The 10,372-nt window shown below is 57.1% G+C and carries 11 protein-coding genes and 1 tRNA gene; 7 read left to right on the forward strand and 5 right to left on the reverse strand.

All coding sequences use genetic code 11. The features are described 5' to 3' along the window. Positions 1 to 2 precede the first annotated feature (2 nt). A tRNA-Asn gene (locus tag ABSG47_RS18235) sits at positions 3 to 77 on the reverse strand. 169 nt (positions 78 to 246) lie between these two features. Between ABSG47_RS18235 and ABSG47_RS18240 the strand changes: the two genes are divergently transcribed. After that, positions 247 to 858 (forward strand): HAD family hydrolase, encoded by a 612-nt coding sequence (locus tag ABSG47_RS18240; protein WP_424171171.1) that lies wholly within the window; start codon positions 247 to 249, stop codon positions 856 to 858. 3 nt (positions 859 to 861) lie between these two features. Here ABSG47_RS18240 and queD read toward each other — a convergent pair whose 3' ends face one another. The 4 genes from queD to ABSG47_RS18260 form a co-directional block, all read right to left on the reverse strand. Then, positions 862 to 1,218 carry a 6-carboxytetrahydropterin synthase QueD gene (queD, locus tag ABSG47_RS18245; protein WP_424171173.1) on the reverse strand — a complete coding sequence of 119 codons (357 nt, stop codon included), beginning with the start codon at positions 1,216 to 1,218 and terminating at the stop codon, positions 862 to 864. Between the two features lie 9 nt (positions 1,219 to 1,227). Further along, complete coding sequence (gene queE / locus ABSG47_RS18250; RefSeq protein WP_424171175.1) at positions 1,228 to 1,866, reverse strand: 7-carboxy-7-deazaguanine synthase; 639 nt, start codon at positions 1,864 to 1,866, stop codon at positions 1,228 to 1,230. Beyond that, positions 1,863 to 2,591, reverse strand: a complete 729-nt coding sequence (gene queC, locus ABSG47_RS18255; RefSeq protein WP_424171177.1) for a 7-cyano-7-deazaguanine synthase QueC — start codon at positions 2,589 to 2,591, stop codon at positions 1,863 to 1,865. Before queC ends, queE begins: the two co-directional genes overlap by 4 nt. Before the next feature lie 64 nt (positions 2,592 to 2,655). Continuing rightward, positions 2,656 to 3,156: an Lrp/AsnC family transcriptional regulator gene (locus ABSG47_RS18260; protein ID WP_424171179.1), complete on the reverse strand. Its 501-nt coding sequence runs from the start codon at positions 3,154 to 3,156 to the stop codon at positions 2,656 to 2,658. Positions 3,157 to 3,322: 166 nt separating this feature from the next. On the opposite strand from ABSG47_RS18260, the gene hppD reads away from it, so the two are divergent. The 6 genes from hppD to ABSG47_RS18290 all read left to right on the forward strand — a co-directional run bounded on the left by hppD (position 3,323) and on the right by ABSG47_RS18290 (position 10,037). Further along, on the forward strand, positions 3,323 to 4,483 hold the full coding sequence (gene hppD, locus ABSG47_RS18265; protein WP_424171181.1) for a 4-hydroxyphenylpyruvate dioxygenase: 1,161 nt from the start codon (positions 3,323 to 3,325) through the stop codon (positions 4,481 to 4,483). A 62-nt stretch (positions 4,484 to 4,545) separates the two neighbouring features. After that, complete coding sequence (locus ABSG47_RS18270; RefSeq protein WP_424171183.1) at positions 4,546 to 5,298, forward strand: phenylalanine 4-monooxygenase; 753 nt, start codon at positions 4,546 to 4,548, stop codon at positions 5,296 to 5,298. A 19-nt stretch (positions 5,299 to 5,317) separates the two neighbouring features. After that, positions 5,318 to 6,616: a homogentisate 1,2-dioxygenase gene (hmgA, locus tag ABSG47_RS18275; protein ID WP_424171185.1), complete on the forward strand. Its 1,299-nt coding sequence runs from the start codon at positions 5,318 to 5,320 to the stop codon at positions 6,614 to 6,616. Positions 6,617 to 6,620: 4 nt separating this feature from the next. Beyond that, positions 6,621 to 7,487: a hypothetical protein gene (locus ABSG47_RS18280; RefSeq protein WP_424171187.1), complete on the forward strand. Its 867-nt coding sequence runs from the start codon at positions 6,621 to 6,623 to the stop codon at positions 7,485 to 7,487. Next, the gene (gene fahA, locus ABSG47_RS18285; protein ID WP_424171189.1) at positions 7,478 to 8,758 is read left to right on the forward strand and encodes a fumarylacetoacetase; all 1,281 of its coding nucleotides are present in this window, start codon (positions 7,478 to 7,480) and stop codon (positions 8,756 to 8,758) included. The genes ABSG47_RS18280 and fahA overlap by 10 nt, the downstream gene beginning before the upstream one ends. 58 nt (positions 8,759 to 8,816) lie before the next feature. Next, complete coding sequence (locus ABSG47_RS18290) at positions 8,817 to 10,037, forward strand: MFS transporter (RefSeq protein WP_424171191.1); 1,221 nt, start codon at positions 8,817 to 8,819, stop codon at positions 10,035 to 10,037. Positions 10,038 to 10,372: the final 335 nt, after the last annotated feature.

Raw genomic sequence — 10,372 nt, forward strand, 5'->3', positions numbered from 1 at the left:
ATTGGCTCCTCAGGTAGGACTCGAACCTACAACCCTTCGGTTAACAGCCGAATGCTCTGCCATTGAGCTACTGAGGAGTGACGAACTTTTGAATTGTCCATCTACAAGGTAACAGACACGATGCGGCACGTCAAAAGCCTGTATCGGTCTGCATATTGGACCGCAAAAGCATGTTCAATTCCGGAAATTCAGCTACTCAGGTTCCGCGATCATTCACTGCTACGATAGAGGTCAGGAGCTCTGATTTTGAAGCTGCAAATTCCCGATGGTGCCTTTCGCGCCTATCTCTTTGATTGCGACGGGACTGTCGTCGATTCCATGCCTCTGCACTACATTGCCTGGAAAGAAGCCTTGGCTGAATGGGGCTGTACTTATGAAGAAGAGCTGTTCTACTCGTGGGGCGGAAGACCGATACGCGAGATTATCAGCCTGCTGAATGAGCAGCAGGGCCTCAACATGCCTGTCGAAGAGGTGGCTATCCGCAAGGAGAATCTTTACTTCGATCTGCTGCCTCAGCTTAAGGCCATTCCCGAAGTGGTGGAGCATATTGATGCCATGTACGGGAAGATTCCCTTTGCGGTAGCCTCGGGGAGCAGGCGCGACTCCGTCGAGAGCTCGCTGGAGATTACAGGGCTGATCGACAAATTTGAGACACTGGTCTGCGCCGATGACTACAAGCGCGGGAAACCTGCGCCGGATTGCTTTCTGCTGGCAGCCGAGCGGCTCGGCATAGCGCCGGAGGATTGCCTGGTCTTTGAAGATACGGAGTTAGGCATTGAAGCAGCCACGGCAGCGGGCATGGCGTCTGTCAAAGTGCCGCAGCCCTTCGAGCGCGTCAGCTACGCGGTATCGACATAAGCCCTAATCTCCGCGGTAAATGCAGCCGCTGGTACAGGTTTCGCGAACCACGACCTGGCTCAGTGCGGCAAGCTCAGGCTTAAGATGCTGCCATATCCAACGAGCCAGATTTTCGCTGGTAGGGTTTTCCAGCCCGGCAATATCGTTGAGACAGCGGTGATCGAGCTGGTCTTCGATGGGCTGAAAGGCGGCCTTGAGATCGGCGAAGTCCATCACCCAGCCGAGCTTGGCATCAAGCGATCCTGCAACATGGATTTCGATATGAAAGCTGTGGCCATGCAAGCGGCGGCACTTGTGGCCCTCCGGCACGTTCGGCAGCCAGTGGGCCGACTCAATCGAAAACTCTTTGAAAATCTCCATTTCCCTTCCCTACCGTATGCCTACCATTTTGTGTGTTTGAAGGCTCAGACGCCAGCGCGGATGCTCCATGCAATAACGGATGGCCGCGGCGACATTTGCATCGCGAACGGGGCCGTCCAAGGGCTGCAGGAAGAAGTGCCGGAAGGCCAGGCCTTCAAATGCCTCGGGCTGCGCGGCTGCCTGCGGGTAGACGAGCTTGATCTCGTGGCCGCTTGTTTGCACCAGCTCCGCCCCAGCCTTGGGGCTGACGCAGATCCAGTCGAGGCCTGCGGGCGCGGCGATGGTGCCGTTGGTTTCAACTGCGATTTCGAAGCCGCAGTCATGAAGCGCAGCAATCAGTGGCTCATCGAGCTGCAGAAGCGGCTCGCCGCCGGTGCAGACGACGAAAGGCTTGCCGCCAGCGTCTTTGGCGCTCCATTCTCGGGCAATCGCATCGGCCAGCACATCGGCAGAGTCAAATTTTCCACCCCCGGTGCCGTCTATGCCGAAAAAATCGGTGTCACAGAATTGGCAAACTGCTGAGGAACGGTCACTTTCGCGGCCAGACCAGAGATTGCAGCCGGAAAATCGGCAGAATACGGCGGCACGACCTGCTTGCGCGCCCTCACCCTGGAGGGTGTAGAAGATTTCCTTGACCGCATAGCTCATCGAATGACCTGCGCCGTTGCTTCTGTCGCTGTGTAACGGAGCGGGTCTTTAATTCCGTTTTCTCGGAAGCCCTTCTGGCGCAAGATGCAGGAGTCGCAGGAGCCGCAGGGAGTGCCGTCGGGCGCGGGATCGTAGCAACTGCTGGTAAGCGCATAATTTACGCCGAGCGACAGCCCGGTGCGAATGATTTCCGCTTTGGTCATCTCAAGGAGCGGAGCATGGATTTTGAGCTTCTGCGCTCCTTCGACACCGGCCCGGGTGGCCAGGTTGGCCATGGCCTCAAAGGCCGTGATGTACTCAGGGCGACAGTCAGGGTAGCCGCTGTAATCGAGGGCATTTACGCCGAGAAAAACATCTGAGGAACCGAGCACCTCCGCCCAGGCGAGGGCGAAGGAAAGAAATATGGTGTTGCGGGCCGGAACGTAGGTGATGGGGATGCCGTGCTCCATCTCATCGGCGGCGCGATTTTTGGGCACGTCGATCTCGGCGGTAAGAGCAGAGCCGCCGAAGGCGCGGAGGTCGATCTGCGCGATGCGGTGTTCGACGGCGCCGAGCGATTCGGCGACCCGGCGGGCGGCATCCAGCTCAATGCTGTGGCGCTGGCCGTAGGCAAATGAGAGCGCGTAGGGCGCAAAACCCCGGCTGCGGGCGATGGCCAGAACGGTGGCTGAATCCAGGCCGCCGCTGAGGAGAATCACTGCTGGTTTTGGGGCTGGCTGGCTCATGATTCTATGATAAATCCCGCGACAGTACGTCATCGCAAGTGCAAGAAAGCATAGGTCAACTAGATCAGCCGTACCGGTTGAAGGCCTCAATTTGCGCGGCGCGGTACTCGCGGCGTTTGACCGGCGTGGAGAGGACCGTGGAAGTGGATGTTGCGCCGAGAGCGTTCAGCTTGTCGATGAGCGCTTCAAGGTGGCCGATGGAAACGACGTCAGCCTCAATAACGAACGATTCCGCGCCTGTAATGCGGTGACAGCGGCTGACCTCTGTGAGTTCTTTAATTGCAGCCACGGTGCGGGTGACCTGCACGTCACCGCCGTTGATAGTGAGCCGCACGATGACGTGGATGGGCATGCCCAGCCTGGCCATGTTGAGCGAGGCATGATAGCCGGTGATGACGCCGGCTTCTTCCAGACGGTGTACGCGCTCAGCAGCCGCGGGCGCGGATAAGCCTGCTTTGCGGCCAAGCTCGGCGAAGGAAAGGCGCGCGTCATGTTGCAGGGCCTCGAGGATTTTCCAGGCAATTGGGTCGAGGTCGATCGTATTGGCAATAGCTCGGTGACTCATGAGAGTAATCCTTAAGCAACCTAACACTTATACCTACGATTGCAAAGTTCCACAGGCACTTTTTCTTTGAATCTCCATTCTCCGGGGCTATGCGGCAGGGCTAGGCTTTTTGCGGCGCCAATAAAATCGCCACATTTCTCCATGTGGCACGGCGAGGAGGTTTGGAATGAGCACTGCGCAGCGTCCTGTATGGACGGATTTTCCCGGACATCTTGCATCCGCCCAGACGACAGCGAAGAAGGATTTTCTTCCGCTCAAGGGTACGGACCACGTTGAGTTTTATGTAGGCAATGCTCGGCAGGCTGCGTACTTCTATCGCACGGCGTTTGGCATGAGCCTGGTGGCGTATGCGGGGCCGGAGACGGGGCAGCGCGACCGCGCCTCTTATGTGGTGCAGCAGGGCAAGATTCGATTTGTGTTTACGACGCCGCTGAACTGCAGCCATCCGATTGCGCAGCATATCCATCGTCATGGAGATGCGGTCAAGGTAGTCGCCCTTTGGGTGGACGATGCGCGCAGCGCATGGCATGAGACGGTCCTTCGCGGGGCGATCAATGCAGAGGAGCCAAGCGTGCTGACGGACGAGCACGGCTCCGTTGTGATGTCGAGCATTCGCACTTATGGCGATACGATCCATACCTTTGTGGAGCGGAAGAATTACACCGGGCCGTTTTTGCCCGGATACCGCGCGATCGAGAGCGATACAGTGGCGAGGCCCACCGGCCTCTTGCACATTGACCACATGGTGGGCAACGTAGGCTGGCACGAGATGAACAAGTGGGTGGAGTTTTATGGCCGAGTGATGGGCTTCTCGCTCTACCAGCACTTTGACGATAAAGATATTTCAACCGAGTACTCGGCGCTGATGTCGAAGGTGATGGCGAACGACAACGGGTACATCAAATTTCCGATCAACGAGCCCGCGGAGGGAAAAAAGAAATCGCAGATAGAAGAGTATCTGGACTTCTTTCCGGGGCCGGGCGTGCAGCATATTGCACTGGCCACCGATGACATTCTGCGCACGGTGAGCCTGCTGCACGATCAGGGAGTGGAATTTCTGCGTGTGCCGCATACCTACTATACGGAGCTGCAGAATCGAGTGGGAAAAATTGACGAGCCGGTGGACAAGCTGGAAGAACTGGGGATTCTTGTCGATCGTGACGATGAAGGATACATGCTGCAGATCTTTACGCGTCCGGTGGAAGACAGGCCAACGTTGTTCTTCGAGATTATTCAGCGGCGCGGAAGCCGGAGTTTCGGCAAAGGCAACTTCAAGGCGCTGTTTGAGTCCATTGAACGCGAGCAACAGGCACGCGGAAACCTGTAGTAGTGCACGGAAATTCGTGTCGGAACTTTCGTGTCCGAATTTCATGTTAGGGGAGGAGTGCGATGCGCACGGAGATGCTTTCTGCAGCGGAGCCTTATCTGATTCAACAAGACTATGCGGCGTATACACAAGAGCACCATGCGGTGTGGGCGGAGCTTGTGGAGCGCGTGTATCCGGAGCTTGAAAAGCACGCGGCGCTCGAATATCTCGATGGGTTCGAGATTATCGGGCTGCAGCGCGATTGCCTGCCGCATCTGGGCTCGATCAGTGCGCGGCTGGAGCCGCGAACCGGATGGAACTCAACGCCAGTGAGCGGGTTTCTTCCTGCGCCCGCATTCTTTGAGATGCTCTCGACGCGGCGCTTTCCCACAACCACGTGGCTGCGCAGCAGGGATTCACTGGAATATACTCCGGAACCGGACATCTTTCACGATGTTTTTGGTCATGTACCCATGCATGCACATGCGGTATTTGCGAGCTTTCTGGAACGCTATGGGCGCGTTTGCGCAGCGATAGAGGATGACGCGGTGCTGGAAAAGCTGGGAAGGATTTTCTGGTACACGGTGGAGTTTGGAGTGATCCGGCAACGCGGCGAAATCAAGGTGTATGGCAGCGGAATCATCAGCTCTCAGGGCGAATGCAGAAATGTGACGAACGGACAGTGTGCGATTCGCGATTTCTCACTGGATGAAGTGCTGCAAACGCCAGTCAAGGTGGATGAACTGCACAAGCTTCTATTTGCCGTGGACAGCTTTGATCAGATTTACGAAGCGATGCACGAAGCGGAAAAGCGGGCCATGCACGGCACGTTGTGAAAAGTGGCGCGAGAGGATAATGATGGCAGAAGAAATTCAGTATCAATCTGGATTTGGAAATGAATTTGCAACCGAAGCCGTGGCTGGAGGATTGCCGGTTGGGCAGAATGCTCCGCAGAAGCATCCGCTTGGACTGTACACGGAGCAGTTCAGCGGGACGCCGTTTACCGCGCCGCGCGCCACCAACCGCAGGACCTGGACCTATCGCATTCGGCCTTCTGTAACGCACAAACCATACGAAGAGATTGCGATGGGGATGATTCGCAGCGGGCCGTTTCACGAAGTGCCGACGACTCCGAATCAACTGCGCTGGAATCCGCTACCAATGCCGGCAAAAGCGACGGATTTTGTGGATGGCATTGTGACGCTCGGCGGCAATGGCGATCCAGCCATGCAGGCCGGTCTGGCGATTCATCTGTATGCCGCAAATGCGTCGATGCAGGACCGGTTTTTCTATAGCGCGGACGGCGAATTTCTGATTGTGCCGCAGATGGGCAAGCTGCGAATCCATACGGAGTTGGGAATTCTGGATGTTGCGTCCGGTGAGATTTGCGTAATTCCGCGTGGTGTAAAGTATCGCGTGGTGCTGTTGGAGAAGGAAGCGCGCGGGTACATCTGCGAGAACTATGGACTGCCGTTCCGCCTGCCGGACCTGGGACCGATTGGTGCGAATGGACTGGCGAATGCTCGCGACTTTCAGGCTCCTGTGGCTGCGTATGAAGATCGCGATGGCGACTTTCACATCACGGCAAAGTTCCTGGGACGGTTGTGGTCGGCGCAGATCGATCACTCGCCGCTGGATGTGGTAGCGTGGCATGGAAACTATGCGCCGTACAAGTACGACCTTGCACGGTTTAACTGTATTAACACGGTGTCGTTCGATCATCCCGATCCGTCGATTTACACGGTGCTGAGCGCGCCGTCTGCGATTGCGGGAACGGCGAATTGCGACTTCGTGATTTTTCCGCCGCGCTGGATGGTGGCGGAGCATACCTTCCGTCCGCCGTGGTTTCATCGCAACATGATGAATGAGTTCATGGGGCTGGTAACGGGCGCTTACGATGCGAAAGCAGAGGGATTTGTGCCCGGCGGCGCAAGCCTGCATGCCTGTATGGCGGGGCATGGGCCCGATGCGGAGACGTTTGAGCGCGCCGGCAATGCAGAGTTGAAGCCGCAATACCTGGCGAATACACTAGCATTCATGTTTGAGACGCAGCTTGTGGTGCGGCCAACGGAGTTTGCGATGCGGACGAGCCTGCTGCAGCATGAGTACTTCGAATGCTGGCAAGGGCTGAAGAAGCAATTCAAGGCGAGGTAACGCGGTGAGGAAGACCGAGCCTGTCGCAATGGATTGCGCGCTGAAGGGCCTGTTCGATTATGCCGGGATGTTTCCGCCGGCAGGGTTGGGGCTCGATGCGGCGGTGCGAGCTTACCGGGAGTATCGACAATGCCCTCATGCATACGTGCTGAATTGTATGGTAGTGAGCGCGAAGGATCTCAGTGCCCTTCAGGATGCGCTTCGCGATGACGTGCGAGATCTGCAACTAAGCGTGATTGCGACGGATGAAGACCTGGAAGCAATTGAGCGGCATCTGGATCAAGGAATGCCGATCAGGATGATGGAGATGAAAGCTGCCGATAGGAGCCAGGTGGAGCGTTGGAAGAGCAAGCTCCCTGCGGGAATTGATGCCTATGTCGAGCTGCCTATGGACTTGCGAAATCTGGATGTAGCCGATGCGGTTGCGGAGGCGGGACTGCATGCCAAGCTGAGAATGGGCGGCGTGGTTGCGGATGCATTCCCCACAGCGGCACATATCGCAGCAATGCTGAACGAGCTTTTCAAGCGCGGACTAGCGTTCAAGGCGACAGCTGGATTGCATCATGCGATGCGGGGGCGATATCCGTTTACGTATCACCAGGACAGTGAACGCGGTACGATGCATGGTTTTATGAACCTGCTGTGCGCGGCGGCGCTGGTTTGGTTTGGCGGCGAAGAGGATGACGTGACGCACATTCTTGAGGAAGAGGATTTGCTGGCATTTCGTGTCACGGAACATTCGATTCGCTGGCACGATTGGGATTGGAGCGTAGCAGAGTTGCGCGAAGTTCGCACTGGCTTTCTCAAAAGCATTGGCACTTGCTCCTTCATTGAGCCGGTACGGGATATGGAGGCGTTGGGATGGCTTTGAAAAGCTGGCTTGCCTCAGCGAATGATCCTGGTTCGGATTTCCCTATTCAGAATTTGCCGTATGGAGCCTTTCGCTACCGTGGCCAGACGCATATCGGCATTGCCATCGGCGACCGGATTCTTGATTTATTCGCATGCACGGCCAATGGCTTACTTGCGCAATTGCCGGAAGAGATTGAATACGCGTGCCGGATGGAGACGCTGAATGCGCTGATGGAACTTGGGCCGGATGCGTGGCAACAGTTGCATGCACGCGCGACATATCTTCTGGACGCGGAGCATGCAAGCGATGAGACACGCCAAAAGACAGAAGCTGCGCTCGTACCGATGAACGAGGCAGAGATGCAGATGCCTGCGCGAATCGGCGATTACACCGACTTCTACGCATCGATTGACCATGCCACGCGCGTAGGGAAACTCTTCCGTCCTGACAACCCTCTCTTGCCCAATTACAAATACGTGCCGATTGGCTATCACGGACGCGCTTCCTCGGTGGTACTGAGCGGAACCGGGATTCGCCGCCCTTGCGGGCAGACGAAGGCCGGCGATGGCGCGCCTGTTTTTGGCCCCGCAAAGTCGCTGGACTATGAGCTTGAAGTCGGCATGTTTGTAGGACCGGGAAATCGGCTCGGAGATTCGGTCGCAATCGATGACGCGGAGCGGCATATCTTTGGGCTTTGCCTGGTAAACGACTGGTCGGCGCGCGATATGCAGGCGTGGGAATACCAGCCGCTCGGGCCGTTCCTGGCGAAGAGTTTTGCGACGACGATTTCACCGTGGATTGTGCCGCTGGAGGCGCTGGCTCCGTATCGTATTCCGGTTCGCAAACGCGCGGAGGGAGCTCCCGCGCCGCTTGCGTACTTGCGGAGCGCAAGTGAGGAGCGGGATGGTATCGACCTCACCGTGGAAACGCATCTGGAAACGCGAGCCATGCGGGAAGCGGGCATGGAGCCGGAGCGGATCAGCCGCGGAAATCTGCGAGACCTGTACTGGAGCCTTGCGCAACTTCTTACGCACCATACAAGCAACGGATGCAACCTGCGTGTTGGCGATCTACTGGCGACGGGAACTATATCGGGGCCGGATGAGGGATCGGAGGGATGCCTGCTTGAAATGCGGCATCGCGTGAATGCGTTACGACTGGCGACGGGCGAAGAGCGCACGTTCCTGGAAGACGGAGACCGGGTGATTCTGCGCGCGTATGCGAAGCGGCCAGGGCTGCCGCGGATTGGATTTGGGGAGTGCGCTGGCTTGGTGGAAGCGGCACGATAAACCTTAAGCGTACGTGCCAATTCCCTTTTCAATAGACAGTCTGGTAGGGTGAGGACCAATGCCGATTGGGCCAAATTCCTCCTCCGAACCGATCTCGACTTCGCACCCGCCGGCGGTCTTCGCGGGCTTTTCAAGCTGGCTGCTGGATGCCTTCGACTTCTTCCTGGTGACTTTTACGCTGACCAGCATGGGGGCGGAGTTTCACAAGACAGACACCCAGATGGCAGTCCTCATCACGATGACCATGCTGGGTCGGCCCGTGGGAGGATTTCTCTTCGGGCTGCTGGCGGACCGGTATGGGCGCAAAAAGCCGCTGATGATCAACATGAGCGCGTATGCGCTGGCGGGGATTCTGACGGGGATCGCGCCGAATTATATTTCCCTGCTGGTGATTCGCGCGCTCTTTGGCATTGTGATGGGCGGAACATGGGGCGTGGGCACCAGCATGGCGATGGAGGCGGCGCCCACAAAGCATAGAGGGATTCTGAGCGGCGTGCTGCAAGAGGGATACGCAGCGGGAAATGTGCTGGCGGGAATTCTGTACCTGTTTCTGCATGGGCTGGGATGGCGATGGCTGTTTATTCTATCGAGCCTGCCCGCGATTCCGCTGGTGATTTACATTGCATTCGGGGTACGCGAGAGCGCGGTTTGGGAACGAACGACGGCGGCTGCGAAGCCGGACTGGGGCGCGCAATTTACAGAGATCGCGCGGAACTGGAAGCTGTTTCTATATCTGCTGGCGTTTATGACGATGATGTTGTTTGCCAGCCACGGAACGCAGGATATGTATCCGACATTTCTGCAACGGAACTGGGGAATAGGAGCGTCCCAACGGGCCGGCATCACGGCGATCAGCCAGGTGGGCGCCATTTTAGGCGGGATTGTGATGGGGTATTTGTCCGACCGGCGCGGGCGACGAGTGGCGATTATTGGCGCGTTTGTGCTGGGGTTGCTGGTGATTCCGCTGTGGGCGTATGCGCCAAACCTGGCGTTGCTGATTTGTGGCGCGTTTTTGATTCAGTTTGCGGTGCAGGGGGCGTGGGGAGTGATTCCGGCACACCTGGCGGAACTGACACCGAATAAAGTCAGGGCTACTTTGCCGGGGTTTGCATACCAGTGCGGCGGGGTACTGGCGAGCCTGGCTCCATTCATTCTGACTGTGTATGCCAAGCGAACGGGCTATGCAACAGCGATGGCGCTGATGGCTGGATGCGCGTTTGTTTTGGCGGGCATGATGGCGGCAGTGGGGAAAGAGAGACGGGGGACAGAGTTGGGATGAGGCGGGGATCAGGGCAACGGTTGTAGATAAAACGAGGCCGCGTATTTGTTTTAGTGGCCAGGCTGGGATCGCTCCACAGCAAGAGGAGAACTGCCCTGGTCCCTATATCCCTTGTCCCTTGTCCCTGTCTCTCCCCATTACCAAAGTCCACCACCCTTTCGTAACCCCACCTCCTTCAGAAACTTTGCATGCAATTAACCCCATTTATGCTTTACTAGAGCATTTTCAATTTAAGTGCTTACATATCCGGACGAGGCAAAATAGTTCGCGCATTCTTCGGCGGTGATGGTATCGAGGAGTTTGCCGATTTCCTTCCAGAGTTCTTCAGTGGCTCG

The sequence above is a fragment of the Occallatibacter sp. genome, from assembly GCF_049510455.1.
Lineage (GTDB): Bacteria > Acidobacteriota > Terriglobia > Terriglobales > Acidobacteriaceae > Telmatobacter.

Excerpts from the sequence above, each read along its gene's own strand:
- queD (WP_424171173.1), bottom strand. The coding sequence starts at position 1,218 with ATGGAGATTTTCAAAGAGTTTTCGATTGAGTCGGCCCACTGGCTGCCG.
- queE (WP_424171175.1), bottom strand. The coding sequence starts at position 1,866 with ATGAGCTATGCGGTCAAGGAAATCTTCTACACCCTCCAGGGTGAGGGC.
- queC (WP_424171177.1), bottom strand. The coding sequence starts at position 2,591 with ATGAGCCAGCCAGCCCCAAAACCAGCAGTGATTCTCCTCAGCGGCGGC.
- ABSG47_RS18260 (WP_424171179.1), bottom strand. The coding sequence starts at position 3,156 with ATGAGTCACCGAGCTATTGCCAATACGATCGACCTCGACCCAATTGCC.
- hppD (WP_424171181.1), top strand. The coding sequence starts at position 3,323 with ATGAGCACTGCGCAGCGTCCTGTATGGACGGATTTTCCCGGACATCTT.
- ABSG47_RS18270 (WP_424171183.1), top strand. The coding sequence starts at position 4,546 with ATGCGCACGGAGATGCTTTCTGCAGCGGAGCCTTATCTGATTCAACAA.
- hmgA (WP_424171185.1), top strand. The coding sequence starts at position 5,318 with ATGATGGCAGAAGAAATTCAGTATCAATCTGGATTTGGAAATGAATTT.
- fahA (WP_424171189.1), top strand. The coding sequence starts at position 7,478 with ATGGCTTTGAAAAGCTGGCTTGCCTCAGCGAATGATCCTGGTTCGGAT.
- ABSG47_RS18290 (WP_424171191.1), top strand. The coding sequence starts at position 8,817 with ATGCCGATTGGGCCAAATTCCTCCTCCGAACCGATCTCGACTTCGCAC.